Below are 24,382 nucleotides of genomic sequence, written 5' to 3'. Positions count from 1 at the left end.
GTCACCGAGCCGGTTCCGGGGTGGTGGTCGCGGTGGGTGCGGTGGGGGTCGGCGCCATCTCGGCCGCCAGCCGCAGGGCCTCGACCATCGACCGGTGGTCGGCGATCCCCTTGCCCGCGATGTCGAACGCGGTGCCGTGGTCGACCGAGGTGCGGATCACCGGAAGTCCGACGGTGATGTTGACGCCCGCCTCGAGGCCGAGGATCTTCACCGGCCCGTGGCCCTGGTCGTGGTACATCGCGACGACCAGGTCGTAGTCGCCACGCCCGGCGAGGAAGAACAGGGTGTCCGCCGGCAGCGGGCCCACGACGTCGATGCCGTCGGCCTGCGCGGCGAGGACACCGGGGGCGATCTTGTCCTCTTCCTCACCGCGTCCGAACAGGCCACCCTCGCCGGCGTGGGGGTTGATCCCGCACACGCCGATCTTCGGCTCGCTCACCCCGGCGTCGACGAGGGCGCCGTAGCCGCGGCGGATCGTGCGCTCGACCAGGCCGGGCTCGATGCGGTCGACGGCGTCGACCAGACCGATGTGGGTGGTGACGTGGATGACCCGCACCCGCGGTGTCGCCAGCATCATCGACACCTCGGTGGTGCCGGTCAGCTTGGCCAACAGCTCGGTGTGGCCCGGGAAGATGTGCCCTCCCGCGTGGAGCGCCTCCTTGTTGAGGGGCGCGGTGCAGATGGCCTGCACCTGGTGCGCCATCGCCAGCTCGGACGCGACCCGCACGTAGTGGTAGGCCGCGTCGCCGGCGACCGCGGACAGCTCACCGAAGGGCAGGTCCTCGGGGATCAGCCCCAGGTCGATGACGTTGATCCGACCGGGGACGAACTCGCACTCGGAGACGTCGGCGACCGTGACGATGTCGGGCTCGAGCCCGACGAGCTCGGCCGCTCGACGCAGCCTGGCGGCGTCGCCGACCACCACGCAGTTCGAACGACCCGCGCACTCGGGGTCGAGCAGGGCGCGCACGATCACCTCGGGGCCGATGCCGGCGGCATCCCCCATCGTGACGGCAATGCTGGGCAGGACGGTCATCGTGGCTCCTAGGTCAGGTGTGCGGTCGAGATCAGTGGGGATCAGGTGGTGGACGGGTCGGTCTGGGGGGCGGTGGCGAACGGTGCCAGTGCGTCGTGCAGCGACGAGGCGAAGGCCCCGTGGCTGCCGGGCCTGGTGATCACGACCAGCCCGTCCGGGGCGTGTGACGTCACGGCTGCGGCGTGGGTCGAGTCGGGCGTGAGCGTGCTCACGCCCAGGGAGTCGAGGACGGCCCGGGCGGTCTCCCCCCCGGTCGCGAACAGGACGGTGGCCCGGCCGGTCGCAGGTGCGGCGGCTGCGGCCAGGGCCGCACTGAGGCGCCGGGCCGAGCGTCGGTCGACGGAGACCGACTGGTCGAGCGCAAGCACCAGCCCGTTCGCCGCCCACGCCTCGGCGACCCGGTGAGCCGCCCCCTGCGGTGACTCGAGGAGCTGGTGGGGGTCGAGCGTCAGGACGGGGAGCCCGAGCTCGGCCAGCCGAGCCACCTGCTCCGTGATCCCCGGCGCGGCGGACCCGACGACGGCGACCACCACGTGGTCACCGGAGCTGGTGGTCGGGGGGTTGCGGACCGGGTCCGGCGGGAGCTGCCTGGCGGCTGCGGCGACGAGCGCGGCCGAGCCCACGAGCAAAGGACTCCTGAGCACGGTCGCGGCGGCCACGACCGCATCGAGGTCCGCGTCGGTCTCCGCGTCGCAGACCGCTGCCGTGCCCTGCGTCTCGGCCGCCGTCAGGGCGGCCCGGAGCAGGGCAGCGTCGCGGACGACCCCGAGCGGGACGATGACGTGGTCGAGGCCGGTCAGCACGTCACCGACCGTCGCGGGAGCCGGGCCGTCCTCCGCGCCCCAGAGGTTCGTGGCGGCCAGCGGGGTGCCCTCCACCAGCGGCACCCCGTCGACGACGGTGCGTCGCGCCGACGGCAGTGCGGTGGCGATGACGGCCGTGCCGTCGAGCATGGCGGCGAGCGCGGCCACCTCGGAGCCGAGGTTGCCGCGCAGGAGTGAGTCGACCTTCTTGACCACGCGCGTGGTGCGCGACGCGCCCACGAGCTGCGCGGCATACCGGGCCACTGCCTCGCCCGCGTCACCCGGTGACGCATGACGGGTGTCGGAGTCGAGGACGACCACCCGGGGGCCCGCGTCGCCGAGGTCGGGGACCTCGAAACGGTCAGACGCAAGAAGCACCGCGATGCGCGTTGTGCGCAGGAGGAATGTCGCCGCAGACTCGGCCGCACCTGAGAGATCATCCGCGACGACCAGTCGTTCGAGCACGGTGACCTCCTCTGGAACATCGCGCAATCTCCATATACAGCAACATCATTGATGCTGTATGCCGGTGCGACAACCTCGCCTGCATGCGCGCCTTCCGACTCGCTGAGTGAGATTTCCGACGCGAATGACGCTACAGGTATTGCGCACAACGCGCAACTGTGTCAATGTTTGGAACGCGAAACACGGCGCCCATCGTCAGGGCCGCTCATAAACTTCAAGGAGGAAGTTCGATGACCCACAACATCCCCATGGGTGGCACGAGCGGTGCAGAGGTGGTCGCCGAGGGCGGCGTATCCCGCCGCTCGATCCTGCAGCTCGCCGCGTTCCTCGGTGCCGGCACCCTGCTCGGCCCGACCCTGGCCGCCTGCGCCGGACCGCAGACCACCGGTGGTGGCGGGTCCGCGACCGGTGGCACCGGCGGCAAGCTGAGCATCACCCTCAACCGCAACCTCGTGAGCCTGGACAACAAGCTCAACCAGTACGACGCCGCGGTGACCGTCCAGCGGGCCGTGCGCCAGGCGCTGACCCGGATCGGGCTCGACCTCAAGCCCGAGCTGGTGCTGGCGAAGTCCTTCACCCAGACCTCCCCCACCGTGTGGACCGTGGCCCTGCGCGACGACATCCACTACTCCGACAAGTCGCCGGTCACCGTCGCCGACGTCGAGACCGCGATCAAGCTCTACTTCCAGGTCAAGGCCGGCTACGTCGCCTCGCAGTTCCCCGAGCAGCCCAGCTTCACCAAGGTCGACGACAAGAGCTTCACGCTCACCACCAAGAAGCCGGTCGTCACCCTCGACTCGCTGATGTCCAACATCCTCATCACGCCGGCTGCGGCCAACAAGGCCGAAGAGCTGCGCGAGGGCATCGGCTCGGGACCGTTCACGGTGGCGGCTGCGGACTCGGGCACCGGCACGTACCGCTTGGTGCGCAACGAGAACTACTGGGGCGAGAAGGCCCTGCTCGACGAGGTCAACGTCAGCTACCAGGAGGAGGAGGGTGCGCGAGTCATCGCCCTCACCTCGGGCCAGACCGACGTCATCGACACGATCACCCCCGAGTCGGCCGAGAGCCTCAAGACGAACAAGGACATCGAGGTCCTCCAGACCAAGGGCACCCGCCTGATCCACCTCTTCTACAACTTCCGCAAGCCCGCCGGGCACCCGCTGAGCAAGCCGGCGGTGCGCGAGGCCCTGTCCCACGCGATCGACCACGACGCCCTGATCAGCTCGCTGATGGCTGGGCAGGTGACCTCCGCCGAGGGTGTCGTCCCGTCCACGCTGGCGGGCTTCGCGGCGACCGGCACCTACACCTTCGACGTCGCCAAGGCGAAGTCCATGCTGGCCGCCGAGGGAGTCTCCGGGCTCAAGCTCCGCGCCATCTGGGAGGACTCCGAGTTCGCGGGCGCTGCCCGGGTCATGGAGGCGATCGTCGGGATGCTGGCCGACGTGGGCGTCAAGCTGGAGCTCAAGCAGATCCCCAAGGGCGGCGACATCAACGCCTGGCGTCGTGGCGAGGCCGGTGACTGGGACATCTTGGGCAACGGCTACGGCAACCAGACCGGTCTGGCCATCACCAACCTCCAGGGCCAGTACGGCGGCACCGCCGAGAAGGAGAAGACCCGCGACACCTACCACGGGTTCGTCTTCCCCGAGGTGACCACGCTGCTCGACCAGGCCTCGCAGAACCCCGACGTGGCAGCCCGCGACGCACAGCTCAAGCAAGCCCAGGAGAAGATCTGGGCGCTCTGGCCGGCGATGTGGGCCTGGACCCCGAACAACCTGCTCGCGCGCCGCAAGCGCGTCACCACGTTGGACCTGTCGCCCGGCAACTTCTACGACCTGTCCACCGTCAAGGTCTCCGGCTGACCGATGGGCCGCTACGTCCTCAAGAGGGTCGCCCAGACGATCCTGACCGCCTGGTTCACGGTGACGGTGGTGTTCGTGCTGCTGCGCCTCGCCCCCGGCGACCCCGCCGTCAGCTACGCGCCGCCGAACCCGAGCTCGGAACAGCTGGATGCGATCCGGGCCGAGTTCGGGCTCGACCAGCCACTGCTGAGCCAGTACTGGACGTTCATGGCCCACCTGCTCCAAGGCGACGTCGGGCAGTCGTTCCAGTTCCGGCAGTCAGCGATGACTGTCGTGCTGGATCGACTGCCCTACACGATCACCCTCGCCGTGGCGGCGATCGTCATCACCGCCCTGCTGGCGATCCCGCTCGGGGTGTGGATGGCCCGACGGGCCAACACGGCCGGAGAGCTCGGGGCCAACATCGCGACCATCGCAGGTCAGTCGATGCCCGACTTCTGGATCGGGTTCGTCCTGCTCATCCTGTTCGCCGTGAACCTGCAGTGGTTCCCCTCGTCGGGCTTCACGTCGGTCACCTCGCTGGTGCTTCCCACGCTCACCATCGTCGTGCTCCAGGTGGCCCTCATCTCCCGCCTCGTCAGGCGTGAGATGTCGGCCAACCTGGGCGCGCCGTACGTGACCATCGCCCGGTCCCGCGGGGTGTCCGAGCGCCGGCTGACCTGGCGATACGCGTTCTCCAACTCGGCGATCCCCGTGGTCACCGCCCTCGGCACCCGGTTCGCGGCCATGCTCAACGGCGTGGTCATCGTGGAGGTCGTCTTCCGGTGGCCCGGTGTCGGTGAGCTCGTCGTCGACGCCCTCGAGCGTCGCGACCTGCCCGTCATCCAGGCCACCGTGCTCGTGACCGTCCTCCTGGCGCTGTTCGTGCAGCTCGCCGTCGACCTGATCTACCCGCTGCTCGATCCGCGGGTCCGACTCGGAGAGGGTGCCCGCTGATGGCCCTGGACCAGAAACCCGTCCCCACCGCGGTCACGCCCCGGCAGCTGCGCCGCTCCTCTGCGGCCCGCCAGGCCCGGCACAGCACGATCAAGATCTGGCTGGGTGCGTTCTGCGCGTCGATCGTCGTGATCCCGGTCGCGCTGGCCCGCGTCCTGCCCCTTCCCGACCCGGTCCGAGGTGTCCTGCGTGACAGCTCGCTGCCGCCGTTCTCCGAGGGGCACCTCCTCGGGACCGACCCCAACGGGCGCGACCTGTTGTCGCGGATCCTGTTCGGCGGCCAGACCAGCCTCGTCATCGGCCTGCTGGCCATCGTGATCTCCGGGCTCGTCGGGATCGTCCTCGGAGCCGTCGCCGGCTACTACGGCGGCTGGGTCGACACCATCATCTCCCGGGCCCTCGAAGCCCAGATGTCCCTACCCCTGCTCCTGATGCTGCTGCTCGTCGTGGCGCTCTTCGGTCCATCGGTGCCGGTCATCACGCTGGTCATCGCCCTGGCCCAGTGGCCCGAACCAGCGCGCCTCACCCGAGCCCTCGTGCTCGTCGAACGCGAGAAGCCCTACGTCGCCGCGGCCCAGGTGCTGGGCCTGCGCAGGCCCAGCGTCATCGGCCGCCACATCATCCCGAACATCCTCCCGCAGGTGCTCGTCGTGGTCTTCCTCCTGCTGGCCCAGGCCGTCCTGCTCGAGAGCGCCCTGAGCTTCCTCGGCGCCGGGGTGCAACGTCCGTACCCCACGTGGGGCGGGATCATCTCGGACGGCCGCGAGCTCTTCGTGACGGGCAAGTGGTGGCTCGTCACCATTCCCGGTGTGGCCATTGCCCTGCTCGTCATCGGGGTGAACCTGCTCGGCGACGGGCTGCGCGACCGCACCCGTCGGACCAAGGCCGGTGACGCGTGATGTCCGTCCTCACCGTCAACGACCTCGTGGTCGAGCTGATGACCCCCCGAGGTGTGATCCGTGCCGTCGACGGCGTGAGCTTCGACATCGCCGCCGGAGAGACCGTCACCATCATCGGCGAGTCGGGCTCCGGCAAGTCGACCACCGCCATGGCGCTGCTGCGACTGCTTCCCGACGACCTCGCGGTCATCTCCGGATCGGCCCAGATCGACGGCCAGGACGTCGTGGGCACCCGCAAGCACATCGGCACCCTGCGCGGGCGCTCCGTCGCCCTGATCCCCCAGGACCCGATGACCGCCCTCAACCCGATCGCGACGGTCGGGAAGCAGATGGTCGAGGCGATCCGGCACGCCCACCCGTCGCTGTCGAAGGCGCAGGCCCACGAGCGAGCCCTCGACCTGCTCCGCCAGGTGCACCTCAGCGCACCCGAGCGGCGGGTCAAGTCCTACCCGCACGAGCTCTCCGGAGGCATGCTCCAGCGGGTGCTCATCGCGATGGCGCTGTCGACCGAGCCACGGCTCATCGTCGCCGACGAGCCGACTTCCGCCCTCGACGTCACGGTCCAGGCCGGCATCCTCGACCTGCTCCTGGAGATGCAGGAGCGCACCGGTGTCGCCATCCTCCTCATCACCCACGACCTTGGCGTCGCCCGGCTGATGAGTGACCGGATCCACGTCATGCATCGCGGGCTGTTCGTCGAGGACGGACCCGTGGAGCAGGTCGTCGACCACCCCGCGCACGAATACACGCGAGCGCTGCTCGCCGCGATCCCCGAGCTGGGCGAGTGGGACGATCCCGAGGACCCGGGGCACCCAGAGCTGATCGACCCGGTGCCCGCCCCGGGGGCCGAGCAGGCCGACGCACCGATCGCACCCGAGCAGGCCGGCATACCCGCCACCGACGGAGGCTCCCGACCATGACCACGACCACGCCCACGGGTCAGCACGACCTGACCCCGCCCGCCACGGGCACCCCGCTGCTCGACGTCAGGGACCTCGTCGTCGAGTACCGCCGCGGCGGCGAGACCTTCCGGGCCGTCGACCAGGTGTCCTTCTCGGTCCCCCGAGGCGGGTGCCTGGCCGTCGTCGGCGAGTCCGGCTGTGGCAAGTCCACCATCGCCAAGGCCCTGGTCCGGCTGGTCAAGCCGACGGCCGGCTCGATGGTCTTCGACGGCACTGATCTCGCCACCGTGTCCGAGCGCGCCCTGCGGCCGATGCGCCACCGGATCCAGATGGTCTTCCAGGACCCCTACGGCTCGCTCGACCCGCACCTCACCGCGCAGCAGATCGTGGCCGAGCCGATGCAGGTCCGCGGCGAGCGCTCTGCGACGGTGCGCAGACAGCGGGCCGCGCAGCTGCTCGACCAGGTCGGGCTGCCCACCTCCGCCCTGCAGCGCAAGCCGCACGAGTTCTCCGGCGGCCAGCGCCAGCGGATCGGCATCGCGCGCGCCCTCGCCTCCGAGCCCGACCTGCTGGTCCTCGACGAGGCGACCAGTGCCCTCGACGTGTCGGTGCAGGCGCAGGTGCTCGACATCCTCGCCCGTCTGCGCCAGGAGACCGGGCTGACCTACCTGTTCATCTCGCACAACCTCGGCGTCGTGCGGGCCATCTCGGAGGAGGTGCTGGTGCTCCGAGCCGGGACGGTCGTCGAGCGGGGCGAGACCGAGCAGGTGCTTGCCCACCCCACCGACCCCTACACCCGCCGGCTGCGGCGCTCCGCACTCGAACCGGCGCGGATGGTCGGGCGCAAGCCGCGCGAAGTCGTGCGCGGGGTGGCCGCCGCCCGCATCGCCGAGAGCGCTGCGAGCGCATGAGCCAGACCGAGCTCCCGGGTGGTGCCGGGCCGGACACCCCGCTCCCCCGGCTGGTCCTGGGCACGATGACCTTCGGTGACACCGCTGACGCGGCCACCTCGCGGGCCATGGTCGACACGGCTCTCGACGCCGGGATCTCGTGGCTGGACACGGCCAACGGGTATGCCGGCACCCGCACCGAGACGATCCTGGGCGAGGTCCTCGCCGGTCGCCGTGACCGGGTCTCGCTGGCCACGAAGGCGGGCATCTACCCGGGTGACGCCGGGGGCGAACCGCTGTTGTCCCGCAAGGGGATTCGCTCCTCCCTCGAGGCGAGCCTGCGCCGCCTCGACACCGACCACGTCGACTTGTTCTACCTCCACCAGCCCGACCGCTCGGTCAGTGTCGAGGAGACCGCCGAAGCCCTGGCGGACATCGTCTCGGCCGGGTTGGCCAAGGCCGTCGGGGTGTCCAACTTCGCTGCCTGGCAGATCGCCGACCTCGCCGCGGCCTGTGACCGGGTGGGTGCGCCGCGACCGGTCGTCGCGCAGCAGCTCTACAACCTCGTCGCGCGACGCGTGGAGGACGAGTACGCCGAGTTCGCCACGACCCACGGGCTGGCCACGATCGTCTACAACCCGCTGGGCGGTGGCCTCCTGACCGGGCGGCACAGCTTCGACGACGCCCCGGGTGAGGGTCGCTTCGGCTCCTCCGCGCTCTCGAGCATGTACCGCGAGCGCTACTGGAACCGCAGTCTGTTCGAGGCGGTCGACGCCCTCTCCACCATCGCGGCCGACGCCGGCCTGGGGCTGCCCGAGCTGGCCCTGCGCTGGCTGCTGTCGCGCCCGCTGGTCAACGCCGTCCTCCTCGGCGGGTCCAAGCCGGACCAGCTGCGGGCCAACATCGCCGCGGCCGCACGCGGTCCCCTGTCCCCCGACGTCATCGCCGCGTGCGACGAGGTCGGCGCCACCCTGGCCGGTCCGATGCCGGCCTACAACCGATAGGAGCCTCGGTGAGTTCCGAGCAGCAGCCCACCCCGACCGCACAGGACTTCACCCGGAGGTTGAGTGGGCGCCAGCGCGCCGTCGGCTACTGGGTCGTGCTCGACGCACCCGTGGCCACCGAGCGGATCGCGCGGCTCGGCTACGACTACGTCTGCCTCGACGCGCAGCACGGGCTGCTCGGCTACAGCGGGCTCCTCGCCGGCCTGATGGCGGTCGACGCAGGTCGCACGTCGGTCGGGCTCGTCCGCGTCGGGGCCAACGACCCGTTCCACATCGGGCAGGCCCTCGATGCCGGGGCTGCAGGCGTCATCGTCCCGTTGGTCAACACCGCGGACGACGCCCGCCGCGCCGTGGCCGCCGCGACCTACCCGCCCACCGGGGTCCGGTCCTACGGCCCGATGCGGTCCGGACTGCGGGTCGGGCCCGTCCCGGCGGAGGCCGATGCCTCGGTCTCGTGCCTGGCCATGATCGAGACGCCCGAGGGCCTGGCCAACGTCGAGGAGATCTGTGCCGTCCCCGGCCTCACCGGCATCTACGTCGGGCCCTCCGACCTGTGCCTGGCCGTCGGTGGCGCATTCCCCGGCGACCCTGCCGTCGCTGACGAGTTCGAGGCGGCGCTGGTACGCATCAGCAAGGCGGCGGAGGCGGCCGGCGTGGCCGCCGGGATCCACACTCCTGCAGGGGCCGACGCCGCGCGACGGCTCGGCCAGGGCTTCACCTTCGCGACGGTCTCGTCCGACCTGGTCCACCTCGAGCGCGCGGCTGCCGAGCACCTGGCGGCGGCCGCTGGGGCGCCGTGACCGCCCCCGCCGCCCTGGACACCGACGGCATCCTGCGTCCTCGGACCGGAGCCGACGGTGTCGAGGGCGTCGAGGGCGTCGAGGGCGTCGAGGGCGTCGAGGGCGTCGAGGAGGCCTTCCTGCCCGCCCCGACGGTGCAGTCCCACGCGGCCAACCTGTCGGTGCTCGGCGACGGCAGCCTCGGCTGTGTGTGGTTCGGCGGGACGCAGGAGGGCGTGGCCGACATCGACGTGTGGTTCTCGCGCCTGGTGCCCGGGACCGACCGGTGGACCGCACCGGTCCGGCTGTCCGACGACCCGACTCGCTCCGAGCAGAACCCCGTCCTCTTCCCCGCCCCGGACGGCCAGCTCTGGCTGTTCCACACGGCACAGCATGCGGGCGACCAGGACACCTCCTTCGTGCGGGCGCGGACCTCACCGGACCACGGCGCGACGTGGGGCCCGGCCCGCACCCTGCTCGAGAGCGAACGGGGCGGGGTCTTCGTCCGCCAGCCCCCTGTCGTGCTGCCCTCGGGCGCATGGGTGCTGCCCACCTTCACCTGCGTACGCGTGCCCGGCGAGAAGTGGGTCGGCGACCGCGACACCAGCAGTGTGTGGGTCTCGACCGACGAGGGCCGCACCTGGACCGAGCGCGAGGTGCCGGACTCGACGGGCTGCGTCCACATGAGCATCGTGCCCAGGGCCGACGGTGGGTATGCCGCGTACTACCGGAGCCGGTGGGCGGACCACGTCTACCGCAGCGTGTCCGACGACGGACTCGACTGGTCCGCCCCTCAGCCCACCGGGCTGCCCAACAACAACTCGTCGATCCAGGCAGCGCCGTTGTCCGGCCACCGAACGGCGTTGGTGCTCAACGAGAGCAGCCGACTCGACGCCGTCGCGCGTCGGGTGTCCCTGTATGACGAGATCGACGACGACGGCATCAGCGACACCGCTCCAGCTGAGCCCGAGACGGTGACGCAGGAAGAGCTCGCCGCAGTCCGGGGCGCGTTCTGGGGCGCTCCCCGTGCGCCGCTGACCCTCGCCGTCTCGGATGACGACGGGGGGACCTGGCCGGTGCGGTGGGTCCTCGAGGACGGCGACGGCTACTGCCTGAGCAACAACTCCCGCGACGGCGTGAACCGCGAGCTGAGCTACCCCTCGGTCTGCCAGGACGCGACCGGCACGGTGCACGTGGCCTTCACGTACCACCGTCGCGCCATCCGCCACGTGCGAATCTCGCCGGCCGCCCTCGACGCACGGACCGCGACCGCCGAGTCGCCCTCCGCATGAGCCGGACCGCCGTCGTCACGGGCGTGAGCTCCGGGATCGGCAGGGCCATCGCCCGACGTCTCCTCGACGACGGGTGGCAGGTGGTGGGTCTGTCGCGGCGGCAGCCGAAGCCGGAGGAGCTCCCAGGGCTCGACTGGCGCGCGGTCGACCTCGCCGACACCACTGTCTCGTCCGGCGTCGTCGCAGCCGTGGCCGACCTCGGCACTGTCGATGCCCTCGTCCACGCCGCCGGTTTCCAGGAGTCGGGCCCGTTGACCGACCTCGACCCTGCTGCCGGCGACCGCATGCACGCGGTCCACGTCGGCGCCGCCGTGCGGCTCGCCTCGTCCCTCGAGGCCCGCCTGGTCGACGGCGGCCGAATCCTGCTCATCGGCAGCCGCACCGCCGAAGGCGCCTGGGGCAAGAGCCAGTACGCAGCAACCAAGGCCGCCCTCCGGGCGCTGGGCCGGTCGTGGGCGATGGAGCTGGCCCACCGGGAGATCACCGTCAACGTCCTCGAGCCCGGTCCCACGGAGACGGCGATGACCGCCGACCCTCGTCGCGCGGCGACACCGGCACGCACTCCTCCCCTGGGTCGGCTGGTCCGGGCGGAGGAGGTCGCGGCCTACGCCTCGTTCCTCCTCGAAGGCACCGGCGCGATGGTCACCGGACAGCACGTGGTGATCTGCGCCGGCGCCTCCCTCTGAGCCGCCCCGTCCCGCCCCACCCGGCGGGCCCGGCAGAGATATATGTCGCACACGCTCCGGATACTGGCCAGTAGGGCGGTCCGGTTGTGACCTGCGACTCTTCCGGGTGGAAGATGGACGCGGAGGTCGCAGGCAACCCCGCGGCCCCTCGTCAACACTGGCGCGAGAAAGGACTCACGACCGTGGCCGCACGCGAGGAAGCCGGACCGATTCTCAACGGCATCCCCAGCCAGCTCCCGGACATCGACCCCGAGGAGACCAAGGAGTGGCTCGACTCCCTCGACGGGGTCATCGAGGAGGGCGGTCGGCAGCGGGCGCGCTACGTGATGCTCAAGCTCCTGGAGCGGGCACGGGAGATGCAGGTCGGGGTGCCGTCGCTGACGGCGACCGACTACATCAACACGATCTCGCCCGAGCAGGAGCCGTGGTTCCCCGGTGACGAGGAGGTCGAGCGCCGCTACCGCGCCTACCTGCGGTGGAACGCCGCGGTCATGGTGCACCGCGCGCAGCGTCCCGGCATCGGGGTCGGTGGCCACATCTCCACCTACGCCTCGGCCGCGACCCTCTACGAGGTGGGCTTCAACCACTTCTGGCGCGGCCAGGACCACCCGGGCGGCGGCGACCAGGTCTTCTTCCAGGGCCACGCCTCCCCCGGCATGTACGCCCGGGCCTTCCTCGAGGGTCGCCTCTCCGAGGACCAGCTCGACGGCTTCCGCCAGGAGAAGAGCCACATCGTCGCGGGCCAGCCGCTCGCCCTGCCGTCCTACCCGCACCCGCGGCTGATGCCGGACTTCTGGCAGTTCCCCACGGTGTCGATGGGCATCGGCCCGATGAACGCCATCTACCAGGCGCAGTTCAACAAGTACCTCCACAACCGTGGCGTCAAGGACACCAGCCAGCAGCACGTCTGGGCCTTCCTCGGCGACGGCGAGATGGACGAGCCCGAGTCGCGCGGCCTGCTGCAGCTCGCCGCGGGTGAGGAGCTCGACAACCTGACCTTCGTCGTCAACTGCAACCTGCAGCGGCTCGACGGCCCGGTCCGGGGCAACGGCAAGATCGTCCAGGAGCTCGAGGCCTTCTTCCGCGGGGCCGGCTGGAACGTCATCAAGGTGGTCTGGGGCCGCGGCTGGGACCCGCTGCTCGCCCAGGACCGTGACGGTGCCCTGGTGCACCTCATGAACACCACGAGCGACGGCGACTACCAGACCTTCCGCGCCAACGACGGCAAGTACGTCCGCGACTTCTTCTTCGGCCGCGACCCGCGCACCCGCGAGATGGTCAAGGACTGGTCCGACGAGGACATCTGGTGGAAGCTCAAGCGCGGTGGCCACGACTACCGCAAGGTCTTCGCCGCCTACCAGGCCGCGATGAACCACACCGGCCAGCCGACGGTCATCCTCGCGAAGACGATCAAGGGCTACGGCCTCGGCAGCCACTTCGCCGGCCGCAACGCGACCCACCAGATGAAGAAGCTGACCCTCGACGACCTCAAGGGCCTGCGCGACAGCCTGAAGCTGCCGATCTCCGACGAGGTGCTCGAGCGCGACCCCTACGCCCCGCCCTACTTCCACCCCGGACCCGACGACCCGAGCATCCAGTACCTGCGCGAGCGGCGCGAGAAGCTCGGCGGACCGATCCCGGTGCGGCGGGTCCAGCACGAGCCGCTCAAGCTGCCCGACCACTCGGCCTACGACATCGTCAAGAAGGGCACCGGCAAGCAGCAGGTCGCCACGACGATGGCCTTCGTGCGACTGCTCAAGGAGCTGATGCGCGACAAGGAGTTCGGCAAGCGCGTGGTGCCGATCATCCCTGACGAGGCCCGCACGTTCGGCATGGACTCGTTCTTCCCGACGATCAAGATCTACAACCCGCACGGCCAGAAGTACACCTCGGTCGACGCCGAGCTGATGCTGGCCTACAAGGAGGCGAAGGACGGCCAGATCCTGCACCTCGGCATCAACGAGGCGGGGTCGCTGGCGGCGTTCACGGCCGCCGGCACGTCGTACGCGACGCACGGCCAGCCGATGGTCCCGATCTACGTCTTCTACTCGATGTTCGGGTTCCAGCGCACCGGCGACTCCATCTGGGCGGCCGCCGACCAGATGGCGCGCGGCTTCCTCATCGGGGCCACTGCAGGTCGCACGACCCTCACCGGTGAGGGGCTGCAGCACGCCGACGGCCACTCACCGCTGCTGGCGGCGACCAACCCCGCGGTGGTGTCGTACGACCCGGCCTTCGCGTTCGAGATCGGCCACATCATGGAGGACGGGCTGCGCCGGATGTACGGCGACGACCCCGAGAACGTCATCTACTACATGACCGTCTACAACGAGCCGATGAGCCAGCCGCAGGAGCCGGAGAACGTCGACCGCGAGGGCATCCTGCGTGGCATGCACCTCTTCGCTCCGGGCATCCCGGACGGCCTCCCGGACGATGCCCCCCGCGTGCAGCTGCTCGCCTCGGGTGTCGGTGTGCCGTGGGCGATGGAGGCCCAGGACCTCCTGCGCAACGACTGGGGCGTCGTGGCTGACGTGTGGTCGGTGACGTCGTGGAGCGAGCTGCGCCGCGACGGCATGGCCTGCGACGAGCAGCGTTTCCTCCACCCGGACGGCGAGGCCCGCACTCCCTACGTGACCGAGCGGCTGCGTCACACGCGCGGTCCGGTCATCGCGGTGTCGGACTACATGCGCCAGGTGCAGGACCAGATCCAGCCGTGGGTGCCGGGAGACTTCGCCTCGCTCGGCGCCGACGGGTTCGGGTTCTCCGACACCCGCCCGGCCGCGCGCCGCTTCTTCCACATCGACGGCCCCTCGGTCGCGGTGCGCGCCCTGCAGATGCTGGTCCAGCGTGGCGAGATCGAGGGCGGGGTGGCCCGTGAGGCGGCCTCGCGCTACCGCCTGCTGGACGTCACCGCCGGCACGTCCGGCAACGCGGGCGGCGAGAGCTGACCGCAGCCTGGCCCTGCTGATCCGACGAAACCCCTTGCACGACAAGGTATGCCGCCCGCTCACCTGAGCGGGCGGCATACCTTGTCTTGGGGTGGGGTGAGCCCGTGGGGCAGGATGAACCGGTGACCTCCCAAGCCAGCACGACCCGCCCTGTCCGCGTCGCCGTCACCGGCTCCACCGGCAAGCTCGGCCGCACGGTCGTCGCCCACCTCGTCGAGCAGGGCTACGACGTCCTCGCGCTCGACCGGGTCCGGCCGGCCAGCTCCACGACCTCGTTCGTCGCCGTCGACCTCACCGACTACGGCCAGGTGCTCGAGGCGCTGTCAGGGGGTGTCGACGAGCACTCGACGCCGGTGGACGCGGTGGTCCACCTGGCCGCGATCCCCGCGTCCGGCCTGACCACGAACGCGGCGACCTTCGCCAACAACTCGGCCGCGACCTACAACGTCTTCGCCGCCGCCCGTGCCCTGAAGGTGCGTCGGGTGGTGTGGGCGTCGAGCGAGACAGTCCTGGGCCTGCCCTTCGACACTCCCCCGCCCTATGTGCCCGTCGACGAGGAGTACGACCCGCGACCGGAGTCGACCTACTCGCTGAACAAGGCGCTCGAGGAGGCGATGGCCCGGCACTTCTGCCGCTGGGACCCCGAGCTGGTCATGGTCGGCCTGCGCTTCTCGAACGTCATGGATCCCGAGGACTACGCGGCCTTCCCGTCGTTCGACGCCGACCCCTCGCTGCGCAGGTGGAACCTGTGGGGCTACATCGACGGCCGTGACGGAGCGCAGGCGGTGCGGCTGGGCCTCGAGCGGACCGAGCCCGGGTGCGAGGTCTTCGTCATCGCCAACGCCGACACCGTCATGAGCCGCTCGAGCGCGGACCTGGTGGCCGAGGTGTTCCCGGGGGTCGAGGTGCGCAAGGAGCTCGGCGAGCACGAGACCCTGCTCGGCATCGACAAGGCCCGACGACTGCTGGGCTACCAGCCGGCCCACTCCTGGCGCGACCATGTTGGTTGAGTTCACGAGCCCAGGAACTCCTTGCGAGCCGTGACGCAGATGTCCGGCTGGTCGCAGAAGACGCCGTCGACACCGGTGCGCAGGTAGGCCACGACCTCGTCGATGGCCCGTCCGAAGTCGGCGGGGTTCGTGCCGACCCGGTAGTCGACCGGGAGGAAGGTGTTCTCGGCCCGGAACGTGTAGGGAGTGACCTTCAGCCCGGCCGCGTGTGCGTCGGCCACGAGGCCGGTGGGGCTCCCCAGCGTCCCGTCGGCGCGCCTCGGGATGACGAGGGCCTTGTCCGGGCCGATGCCGTCGACCCACCGGGACAGCGAGGTCAGGCCGGCCGGGGCCAGCAGGTCGCGGTACGTGCGCGGGTCGTCCGCGACGACGAGGTCGTACGGCGCCCCGCTGGCGCTGGCGAGGAAGACGGACTTGGCCCGGTAGCCGTGCTGCTCGCGGAGGGCGACCAGGTTGCCGAGCTCGAAGCTCTGCACCCAGAGGGGGGCCGACGAGCGGTTGAGGTGGTGCCGGGAGACGGCGTCCACCAGGGCGCGCTCGGGGTTGAGCCCCGCCGCGTGGAAGTACGTCGAGTGCTTGATCTCCGGGATGATGCCGATCTCGCGGCCGTACTCCCGGGACAACCGCTCGCGCACCCGCAGGACCTCCTCGAAGGTCGGCACCTCGTACCGGCCGTCGTACAGGGTGTTCTCCTGGCGGACGGCGGGGAGCCGCTCGACGGCGCGCAGGGTCCTCAGCTCGGCGAGGGTGAAGTCCTCGGTGAACCATCCCGTGGTGCTGACCCCGTCGAGCACCTTGGTGGTCTTGCGCGAGGCGAACTCCGGGTGGGCGGCCACGTCCGTGGTCCCGGAGATCTCCGGCTCGTGGCGGTCGACGAGCACCCCGTCACGGGTCATCACGAGGTCAGGCTCGATGTAGTCGGCCCCCATCGCGACGGCGAGCTCGTAGGCGGCGATGGTGTGCTCGGGCCGGTAGCCCGAGGCGCCCCGGTGGGCCAGGACGAGCGGGGTGGTCGTGGCACGGCGCTGGTCGGCGGCGGGCTGGGCGACTGCGGGGTGGGCGGAGACCGCGGAGGAGGTGGGCGCACCCTGGGCGGTGCTGACCGCCACGGCGGTGGAGCCCACCAGGAGGAGTCCGGTGACGGCAAGGACGGGAAGGAGTCTGGTCATGCCGGCGACGCTAGGAAGCGCCGCCCGGCGGGGGGCGACCGCTCGGTGACGCGGGGGTGAAAGGGTGCCGAACTCTGCCCAGCGACACGGGGTGGGTTGTCGGCGGCATACAAATAGACTCGGGGTATGCCGCCCGCTCGCGTGACCACCTCGGCCGCCACCCTGCAGCGGGTCGAGCGGTCTGCCGGTGAGCTCTCGTCCGCGGCGACGCGGCGGATGGAGTCGGCGCACGACTGGTACCGAGTGTTGTCGGCCGAGGACCGTTCGTGGGTCGGGCTCGTGGCCCAGGCCGGCATCGCGGCCTTCATCGCGTGGCTGCGCCAAGGGGGCGACCAGACCCCGGTCACGGCCGACGTCTTCGGCACCGCGCCGCGCGAGCTGACCCGGTCGATCACGCTGCGCCAGACCCTCGACCTGGTGCGCTCGGTCGTCGACGTCGTGGAGCAGGACGCCACCGCCCTCGCCGAGCCCGGGGAGGAGCAGGCCCTGCGCGAGTCGGTCCTGCGCTACTCCCGTGAGATCGCCTTCGCTGCTGCCGAGGTCTACGCGCATGCCGCGGAGGCCCGCGGCGCCTGGGACGCGCGCCTCGAGGGACTGGTCGTCGACGCCGTGCTGCGCGGTGAGGCCGACGACTCCATGCAGTCCCGGGCCGCCGCCCTCGGGTGGGGCTCCACGACACGGGTCGCGGTGATCGCGGGCAGCACCCCACCGGGCGGGTCGGAGGGGGTCGTCGACGGCCTGCGGCGTGCGGCCGAGCGGGTAGGGGTGGACACCCTGGCCGCCGTGCAGGGGCGTCGGCTGGTCGTCATCTTCGGCAACGTCGACGACCCGATGGCGGCCGCCCGGGCGGTCGCCGACCACTTCGGCGACGGCCCCCTCGTGGTCGGGCCGACCGTGCCCCACCTGTTCGCCGCCGGGCGCTCGGCGCGGGCGGCACTGGCCGGCCAGTCGTGCGCGCACGCCTGGCCCGGAGCACCGCGGCCGGTCACCGCCGACGACCTCCTGGCCGAGCGGGTCCTGGTCGGCGACGCGCCGGCCCGTGCCCTCATGCTCGACCGCATCTGGCACCCCCTCTCGTCCAGCAGCGGCGCCCTCCTCGAGACGGCCTCGGCCTATCTCGAGTCCGGCGGCGGCCTCGAGGGCACCGCCCGTGTCCTGTTCGTGCACCCGAACACGGTGCGCTACCGCCTGGGCAAGATCGCCGAGCTCACCGGCTACCAGCTGACCGACCCGCACGACGCCCACACCGTGCGCATCGCCCTCGCCCTGGGACGGCTCAGCCGCCCGGTCACCCAGCGGACCGTCCCCCAGCGGTGACCGGCCCGCAGCCCGCTGAGACCCTGCTCACACCGCACCGCGTCGAGGGCGCACTTCCCTGCTGCTTTTGTAGACATCCTCCAAAAGACCTTGTCGATGTTCGTGCCAAACGGTCACGCGGGCGGCCCGGTCCGACCGCAAGGGTGGAGGCGTGCTAGCAATCGTCTGCCCCGGACAGGGCTCCCAGACCCCCGGCTTCCTCGCGCCCTGGCTCGAGCTGCCGGGCTTCCGTGCGCGGCTCGAGTCGCTCTCCGACGTGGCCGGCCTCGACCTGGTCGCGCACGGCACGACGTCGGACGCCGAGACGATCAAGGACACCGCCGTCGCCCAGCCGCTGATCGTGGCGGCCGGCCTGGCCGCCGCCGCGGTGGTCCTGCCCGGTGGAGCTGGAGGCACGGTCGGCGTCACCGCCGGGCACTCGGTCGGCGAGATCACCGCCGCCGCCTTCGCAGGGGTGCTGTCCGACCACGACGCGATGGTCTTCGTCCGTGAGCGCGGCGCAGGGATGGCCGCTGCCAGCGCGCTCACCCCGACGGGCATGAGCGCAGTCCTGGGTGGCGACCCCGCCGAGGTGGCCGAGGCGCTGGCCCGGTACGGGCTCACCGCCGCGAACGCCAACGGCGCGGGCCAGACCGTCGCCGCCGGCACGCTCGAGCAGCTCGCGGCGTTCGCCGCCGACCCGCCGGCCAAGACCAGGGTCATCCCGCTCCAGGTCGCCGGCGCGTTCCACACCACCCACATGTCCCCCGCCGTCGAGGCCCTCGAGCGGCTGTCCGCGGACTTCGACGTCAGCGACCCGGGCGTCACGCTGCTGTCCAACGCCGACGGCCAGCCCGTCGCCGACGGCGCCGACGCCCTGGCGCGACTGGTCGCGCAGGTGAGCAGCCCGGTCCGCTGGGACCTGTGCATGCAGAGCATGGTCGACCTCGGTGTCACCGCGCTGGTCGAGCTGGCCCCGGCCGGCACCCTCGTCGGGCTCGCCAAGCGCGCGATGCCCGGAGTTGCCACACTGGCAGTCAAGACGCCCGACGACCTCGAGGCGGCGCAGCAGCTGGTTCGCGACCACGGCGGAGACCCCGCCGACGCAGGATCCCTCCCGACCGACGCGCAAGAGGCCTGACATGAGCACACCAGCCCCCAAGGGCACCGGCTCCATCACCCCTTCCGACGGGGCGACCTACGCCCGCATCATGGGCGTCGGTGGCTACCGACCCGAGCGCGTGGTGATGAACTCGGAGATCATCGAGGCGATCGACTCCTCCGACGAGTGGATCCAGGAGCGTTCGGGCATCAAGAGCCGTCGCTTCGCAGCCAAGGACGAGTCCGTCGTCGACATGTCCGTCGAGGCCACCCGTGAGGCCCTCACCGCCTCGGGCCTCGAGGCCTCCGACGTCGACGCCGTGGTGGTGGCCACGGTCACGCACCCCTACCAGACGCCTGCTGCCGCACCAATCCTCGCCGACCGGCTGGGCATCCGTGGCGCGGCCTTCGACATCTCCGCCGCCTGTGCCGGCTACTGCCACGCGATCAGCCTGGCCAGCGACATGGTGCGCGGCGGCAGCGCCCGCCACGTGCTCGTGGTCGGCGTCGAGAAGCTGTCCGACTTCACCGACCCGACCGACCGCGGCTCGGCGTTCATCTTCGGCGACGGCGCGGGCGCCGCGCTCGTCGGCCCGTCCGACACCCCGGCCATCGGCCCCACCGTCTGGGGCTCCGACGGCTCGCAGTGGAAGACCATCTCGCAGCGCGACTCGTGGATCGAGGTGCGGGACGGTGACCTCGGCTGGCCGGCGATCGGCATGGCGGGTCAGTCCGTCTTCCGCTGGGCGGTCTGGGGCATGGCCCCGGTGGCCCAGAAGGCGCTCGACGCCGCCGGCGTGCGCGCCGAGGACCTCGACGCGTTCATCCCGCACCAGGCGAACATGCGGATCATCGACGCCATGATCAAGCAGCTCAAGCTGCCCTCCGACATCGCGGTCGCCCGCGACATCGCCGAGACCGCGAACACCTCTGCGGCCTCGATCCCCCTCGCGACCGAGCGGATGCTGCGCGAGGGTGAGGTGCCGCACGGTGGGCTGGCCCTGCAGATCGGGTTCGGCGCAGGCCTGGTCTACGCGGCCCAGGTCGTCGTCCTCCCCTGAAGACTCCCGTCGGCCCGCGGGTGAACCGGGCCACCGCAGTGACCACACCACGTGACGACCCACTGTCACACCAACAGAAGGAGCTGAGCCGGATGGCGCAGAGCGAGCAGGAGATCCTCGAGGGTCTGGCCGAGATCGTCAACGAGGAGACCGGTCTGGACACCGAGTCGGTGCAGTCCGAGAAGTCCTTCACCGACGACCTCGACATCGACTCGCTGTCGATGATGACCATCGTCGTCAACGCCGAGGAGAAGTTCGGCGTGCGGATCCCCGACGACGAGGTCAAGAACCTCAAGACCGTCGGCGACGCCGTGACCTTCATCGCCAAGAACCAGGGCTGAGCCCAGCAGTACCCCTGCGCGGGTGGCGGCCACGCGGCATACCACTGCCGTTCAGTGACACCGTCGCACCAGCCGCCACCCCGCACCGGCGACCAGCCGCACCGCACGACCCGACGAAGGAGCAGACCCAGCCATGACCGCCGAACGACGCGTCGTCGTCACAGGCCTCGGAGCCACCACCCCTGTGGGCGGCACCGTCCCCGAGACGTGGGACGCCATCCTGGCCGGACGGTCGGGCGCCAAGACGATGGACTTCGACTGGGTGGAGAAGTACGAGCTCCCGGTCAAGTTCGCCGCCACGATCCACACCCAGCCGACCGACGTGCTGACCAAGGTGGAGGTGCGCCGGCTCGACCCGAGCGCGCAGTACGCCTTGATCGCTGCGCGCGAGGCCTGGGCCGACGCCGGGGCCCCCGAGGTCGAGCCCGAGCGCCTGGCTGCCTGCATCGGCACCGGGATCGGCGGCGTCTGGACCCTGCTCGACCAGTGGGACAACCTGCGCGAGAAGGGCCCGCGTCGGGTCTTCCCGCTCGCCGTCCCCATGCTCATGCCCAACGCCTCCTCCGCCGCCGTGTCGCTGGAGATCGGCGCCCGCGCCGGCGCCCACACCCCGGTCTCCGCCTGCGCCTCCGGGCTCGAGGCGATGGGCTACGCCTACGAGATGATCCGCAACGGCCGAGCCGACATCGCGGTCGCGGGCGGCACGGAGGGTGCCGTGCACGCGCTGCCGATCGCCGGCTTCGCCGCCATGCAGGCGCTCTCGACGCGCAACGACGACCCCGAGCGCGCCTCGCGCCCCTACGACACCGGCCGCGACGGGTTCGTCCTCGGTGAGGGCGCCGCGGTGATCGTGCTCGAGGAATACGAAGCAGCCAAGGCGCGTGGCGCCACCATCTACGCCGAGATCGGTGGCGTGGGCATGTCCTCTGACTCCCACCACATCGCGGCGCCAGAGCCTGAGGGCGCGGGCGCGTCCCGGGCGATGGTCGAGGCGGTCCAGCGAGCCGGCCTGACGCCCAAGGACATCGTGCACGTGAACGCCCACGCGACCTCGACCCCCGTCGGCGACGTGGCCGAGTCGAACGCCATCCGGCGCGCCTTCGGCGACGACACCGACGGTATGCCGGTCAGCGCCACGAAGTCGATGACCGGTCACCTCCTCGGGGCCGCCGGGGCGCTGGAGGGCGTCCTCACGATCCTGGCGCTGCACCACCGGATCGCCCCCGCCACGATCAACCTCGACGACTTCGATCCCGCGATCAAGCTCGACGTGGTGCACGGCGAAGCCCGCAAGCTGCCCGCTGGCGACATCGCCGCCCTGAACAACTCGTTCGGATTCGGTGGTCACAACGTGGCGGTGGTCTTCACCTCGGTGTGACCTCAGCCGTTCGGCCAACACCTGGAGCGCCCACCCCGAACCTCGGGGTGGGCGCTCTATCGTGTCCCGACGGTCGCTGCAGGGGCGCCCCGGGGAGGTCACAGATGGTGGGGAAGTCGGGGGGAACCCTCGGGGGTCGCGAGCGCATCGTGATCGTCGACGAGCACCTGGCGGGGCGACTGAAGCGAGCGGGCCGCCGGCACGTCCTGCGACGTCCGCAGACCTGGACCACGTCCGTGCTGACTGCAGCCGTGCTCCTGCTCTGCGTCTCGGTCCCGGACCTGCTGGAAGGACAGCCCGGCGCCCTGTCGTCGACGCTCTTGGCCGCACCCGGGGTCTACCTGGTGGTGACAGCCATGACGCTCGGCTTCACCGTCTTCAGCCTCGGCAAGCACTTCGACCGGGAGTTCGTGCCGGGGCGGATCATCGGTCTCACGGTCGGGAGCCAGACGATCCGCTTCCGCGACCATGACTCGTGCACGGAGCTGGCCTACTCGTGCGTGAGGGGCGTCATCATGCTCCGGGACGTCGTGGTGGTGGACTTCGGCGCACGCTTCTGGGCACTGCCGATCGAGCTCTTCGACGGCGTGGCGCTCGAGGTGCTGCGCGCTCGCGCCGGCCGCCGGGCCCTGGGCAACGAGCTCTGGCCCGAGCTGCAGGCGTAGCGGCGGCAGGCGCCTGACGTCAGGTGGCGGTCAGCGGGGTGGCGGTCAGCGGGGCGGCGGCGGAAGCGTGATGCTGATCAGCGGGCCGCCGGTCGGCCTCGTGGTCGGCGAGCCGGTGCCATGGTGGGTCGTGGTGACGGTCGAGGTGGTTGACGCGGGGGTCGAGGCGGAGGTCGACGTGGAGCTCGAGGAGCCGCCGCCGGTCGCCGACGGGGTCGTGGAGGCCGACGTCGAGACGGGTGCGGGCGTCCTCGGTGAGCTCGACCGGGAGGTGGTGGTCGTCGACCGCGCATCCTCTGCGGCACTGGTGGTCGTTGCGTCGGACTGCTGAGCGCTCAGCGATGCGCCGGGGGCGGCCGGGTCCTCGGCACTGTCGGCCGGCGCCTTGCCGGGCAGCACGAACGCGAACGACACCATCGCCGTCAGCCCGCCGATCCACAGGAGCACCAGGCTCGGCAGGGGCTTCCACGAGGCCTCGCGCCCGACGGCCTCCCGGTGGGCGAGGAACTCGCGGGCGTAGGCCACCAAGGTCGCGACGGCGGCCGCCGAGAACAGCCAGAGCACCCAGGTCGCGATGGTGGCGCCACGAGGCAGGTCGGCGGCGAGGATCAGCCAGGCGTACCAGAGCAGCGTCCCCACACAGGCTGCGGCCAGCACCCCCAGGATGAGCTTGGGGCGGGTCACACGTTCCTCCAGAGTCGATCGGACAGCCCGAAAGGCTACCGAAGACCCCGCCGAACCCCCCAATGGTGCAGGTCACGCGGCTGCTCGAGAGCGCTCAGCCCACCTTGTGGAGCCAGCGCACGGGGGCTCCGTCGCCGGCATACCGGAACGGCTCGAGCTCGGCGTCCCAGTCGGTGCCGAGCAGCTCGTCGAGCATCTCGGCCATCGCCTCCGGCGACCCCTGCGAGAGCCGCAGCACGTCCCGCAGCCGGTCCTCGTTGATCACCGCGTCACCGGCCGCCGACGTCCAGGTGTGGTGGATCCCGAGGGCGGGCGTGTGCGACCAGCGCGAGCCGTCGGCGCCGGCGCTCGGCTCCTCGGTCACCTCGTAGCGCAGGTTGTCCCACCCGCGCAGCGTCGAGGCGAGCTTGGCGCCGGTGCCCTGCACTCCTGCCCACGGGAACTCCGCGCGGACGAGTGCGGCACCGGCCGGCTGTGGGGTCCAGTCGATGGCCACCCGGCCGTCGAGGGCGGACTCGAGGGCCCAGGTGATGTGGGGGCACAGCGCTTTGGGGGTGGAGTGAATGAAAACCACCCCGCGGGTCATGACACGCGGCATCGCGACAGACATTCCGGGCCTCCTTGGTGTGCGAGGGACGTCTTCCCCACGAACCTCGTCACCTGCTGGCTCGGCGTGTTGCCGCGTTGTTCAGTTGGCTGTGCGGGTCCCATTGTGCACCACGAACCACATCCGCACCAGCACCACCACGAACCCCGTTCTCACCAGTACGGACCTGCCCTCTCCGCGGCATTCGGCGACGATAGGCTCACCGCGCCCAGCCGGTGCAAGCCGAGCTGGTGCCGGGGCAGTAGCTCAGTCGGTCAGAGCAGCGGACTCATAATCCGTCGGTCGTCGGTTCAAGCCCGACCTGCCCCACCAGTGCCTTGTGTTACTTCGGCTGATCCCGGTCATCCGGGCTTCGGCTGTTGGGTAACACTGTTTCGGTTGATGGGTGACACCTACTTCGGTTGATGGGTGTCACTCGATCTGACCCTACGTTGCCCGCCCGGGACTTGGGCGCGTTTGACTCTGACCTCCCCGGCGCTTCGGCGCTGTTCGGTGCGCAGCAGGTAGTCGCCGTCGTAGAACTGCAGCACCTGGCCGGTGACCCAGACATCGATGTTGCGGCCGG

Annotated in this window: 22 protein-coding genes and 1 tRNA gene; 18 read left to right on the top strand and 5 right to left on the bottom strand. The window is 71.1% G+C overall.

The window, feature by feature from the left end:
- Position 1: 1 nt before the first annotated feature.
- Complete coding sequence (gene pdxA / locus AC1DWJ_RS18780; protein WP_457256621.1) at positions 2–1,036, bottom strand: 4-hydroxythreonine-4-phosphate dehydrogenase PdxA; 1,035 nt, start codon at positions 1,034–1,036, stop codon at positions 2–4.
- Positions 1,037–1,077: 41 nt separating this feature from the next.
- Complete coding sequence (locus tag AC1DWJ_RS18775) at positions 1,078–2,304, bottom strand: four-carbon acid sugar kinase family protein (RefSeq protein WP_477621648.1); 1,227 nt, start codon at positions 2,302–2,304, stop codon at positions 1,078–1,080.
- Between the two features lie 230 nt (positions 2,305–2,534).
- On the opposite strand from AC1DWJ_RS18775, the gene AC1DWJ_RS18770 reads away from it, so the two are divergent.
- The 11 genes from AC1DWJ_RS18770 (at position 2,535) to AC1DWJ_RS18720 (ending at position 15,515) form a co-directional block, all read left to right on the top strand.
- Complete coding sequence (locus AC1DWJ_RS18770; protein ID WP_457256624.1) at positions 2,535–4,169, top strand: ABC transporter substrate-binding protein; 1,635 nt, start codon at positions 2,535–2,537, stop codon at positions 4,167–4,169.
- Positions 4,170–4,172: 3 nt separating this feature from the next.
- Entirely contained in the window at positions 4,173–5,105 is a 933-nt protein-coding gene (locus AC1DWJ_RS18765; RefSeq protein WP_457256626.1) for an ABC transporter permease, read from the top strand.
- The gene (locus AC1DWJ_RS18760; protein WP_457256628.1) at positions 5,105–6,004 is read left to right on the top strand and encodes an ABC transporter permease; all 900 of its coding nucleotides are present in this window, start codon (positions 5,105–5,107) and stop codon (positions 6,002–6,004) included. The genes AC1DWJ_RS18765 and AC1DWJ_RS18760 overlap by 1 nt, the downstream gene beginning before the upstream one ends.
- Positions 6,004–6,924, top strand: coding sequence for an ABC transporter ATP-binding protein (locus tag AC1DWJ_RS18755; RefSeq protein WP_477621647.1), 921 nt, complete (start codon positions 6,004–6,006; stop codon positions 6,922–6,924). The genes AC1DWJ_RS18760 and AC1DWJ_RS18755 overlap by 1 nt, the downstream gene beginning before the upstream one ends.
- Positions 6,921–7,817, top strand: coding sequence for an ATP-binding cassette domain-containing protein (locus AC1DWJ_RS18750; RefSeq protein WP_457256631.1), 897 nt, complete (start codon positions 6,921–6,923; stop codon positions 7,815–7,817). Before AC1DWJ_RS18755 ends, AC1DWJ_RS18750 begins: the two co-directional genes overlap by 4 nt.
- The gene (locus AC1DWJ_RS18745) at positions 7,814–8,800 is read left to right on the top strand and encodes an aldo/keto reductase (RefSeq protein ID WP_477621646.1); all 987 of its coding nucleotides are present in this window, start codon (positions 7,814–7,816) and stop codon (positions 8,798–8,800) included. Before AC1DWJ_RS18750 ends, AC1DWJ_RS18745 begins: the two co-directional genes overlap by 4 nt.
- An 8-nt stretch (positions 8,801–8,808) precedes the next feature.
- Positions 8,809–9,600 carry an HpcH/HpaI aldolase family protein gene (locus AC1DWJ_RS18740; protein ID WP_457256633.1) on the top strand — a complete coding sequence of 264 codons (792 nt, stop codon included), beginning with the start codon at positions 8,809–8,811 and terminating at the stop codon, positions 9,598–9,600.
- On the top strand, positions 9,597–10,871 hold the full coding sequence (locus tag AC1DWJ_RS18735) for a sialidase family protein (RefSeq protein WP_457256635.1): 1,275 nt from the start codon (positions 9,597–9,599) through the stop codon (positions 10,869–10,871). The genes AC1DWJ_RS18740 and AC1DWJ_RS18735 overlap by 4 nt, the downstream gene beginning before the upstream one ends.
- A complete protein-coding gene (locus tag AC1DWJ_RS18730; protein WP_457256637.1) occupies positions 10,868–11,557 on the top strand; it encodes an SDR family NAD(P)-dependent oxidoreductase in 690 nt (229 codons plus the stop codon). Before AC1DWJ_RS18735 ends, AC1DWJ_RS18730 begins: the two co-directional genes overlap by 4 nt.
- Before the next feature lie 182 nt (positions 11,558–11,739).
- Positions 11,740–14,505: a pyruvate dehydrogenase (acetyl-transferring), homodimeric type gene (gene aceE / locus AC1DWJ_RS18725; RefSeq protein ID WP_457256639.1), complete on the top strand. Its 2,766-nt coding sequence runs from the start codon at positions 11,740–11,742 to the stop codon at positions 14,503–14,505.
- A 122-nt stretch (positions 14,506–14,627) separates the two neighbouring features.
- Positions 14,628–15,515, top strand: a complete 888-nt coding sequence (locus AC1DWJ_RS18720; RefSeq protein ID WP_457256642.1) for an NAD-dependent epimerase/dehydratase family protein — start codon at positions 14,628–14,630, stop codon at positions 15,513–15,515.
- A gap of 2 nt (positions 15,516–15,517) precedes the next feature.
- Here AC1DWJ_RS18720 and AC1DWJ_RS18715 read toward each other — a convergent pair whose 3' ends face one another.
- A complete protein-coding gene (locus AC1DWJ_RS18715; protein WP_477621645.1) occupies positions 15,518–16,684 on the bottom strand; it encodes a glycerophosphodiester phosphodiesterase in 1,167 nt (388 codons plus the stop codon).
- A gap of 126 nt (positions 16,685–16,810) precedes the next feature.
- Between AC1DWJ_RS18715 and AC1DWJ_RS18710 the strand changes: the two genes are divergently transcribed.
- From AC1DWJ_RS18710 to AC1DWJ_RS18685, 6 genes are all read left to right on the top strand, one after another.
- A complete protein-coding gene (locus AC1DWJ_RS18710; RefSeq protein WP_457256646.1) occupies positions 16,811–18,001 on the top strand; it encodes a PucR family transcriptional regulator in 1,191 nt (396 codons plus the stop codon).
- A 151-nt stretch (positions 18,002–18,152) separates the two neighbouring features.
- Positions 18,153–19,121, top strand: coding sequence for an ACP S-malonyltransferase (locus tag AC1DWJ_RS18705; protein WP_477621644.1), 969 nt, complete (start codon positions 18,153–18,155; stop codon positions 19,119–19,121).
- 1 nt (position 19,122) lies between these two features.
- Positions 19,123–20,142: a beta-ketoacyl-ACP synthase III gene (locus AC1DWJ_RS18700; RefSeq protein WP_457256649.1), complete on the top strand. Its 1,020-nt coding sequence runs from the start codon at positions 19,123–19,125 to the stop codon at positions 20,140–20,142.
- A gap of 92 nt (positions 20,143–20,234) precedes the next feature.
- Positions 20,235–20,483, top strand: coding sequence for an acyl carrier protein (locus tag AC1DWJ_RS18695; protein WP_457256651.1), 249 nt, complete (start codon positions 20,235–20,237; stop codon positions 20,481–20,483).
- 133 nt (positions 20,484–20,616) lie between these two features.
- Positions 20,617–21,861 (top strand): beta-ketoacyl-ACP synthase II, encoded by a 1,245-nt coding sequence (gene fabF / locus AC1DWJ_RS18690; protein WP_457256653.1) that lies wholly within the window; start codon positions 20,617–20,619, stop codon positions 21,859–21,861.
- A gap of 104 nt (positions 21,862–21,965) precedes the next feature.
- Positions 21,966–22,526, top strand: coding sequence for a hypothetical protein (locus AC1DWJ_RS18685; RefSeq protein WP_477621643.1), 561 nt, complete (start codon positions 21,966–21,968; stop codon positions 22,524–22,526).
- A 45-nt stretch (positions 22,527–22,571) separates the two neighbouring features.
- Here AC1DWJ_RS18685 and AC1DWJ_RS18680 read toward each other — a convergent pair whose 3' ends face one another.
- The gene (locus AC1DWJ_RS18680) at positions 22,572–23,210 is read right to left on the bottom strand and encodes a hypothetical protein (protein WP_477621642.1); all 639 of its coding nucleotides are present in this window, start codon (positions 23,208–23,210) and stop codon (positions 22,572–22,574) included.
- 94 nt (positions 23,211–23,304) lie between these two features.
- Positions 23,305–23,820, bottom strand: a complete 516-nt coding sequence (locus AC1DWJ_RS18675) for a DUF3145 domain-containing protein (RefSeq protein WP_457256658.1) — start codon at positions 23,818–23,820, stop codon at positions 23,305–23,307.
- Positions 23,821–24,052: 232 nt separating this feature from the next.
- Between AC1DWJ_RS18675 and AC1DWJ_RS18670 the strand changes: the two genes are divergently transcribed.
- Positions 24,053–24,129 (top strand) — tRNA-Ile (locus AC1DWJ_RS18670).
- Positions 24,130–24,382: the final 253 nt, after the last annotated feature.

This window comes from Pedococcus sp. P2_D7, from assembly GCF_056404295.1.
The sequence above is the reverse complement of the archived record's forward strand: the minus strand, read 5'-3'. Positions and strand labels throughout refer to the sequence as shown.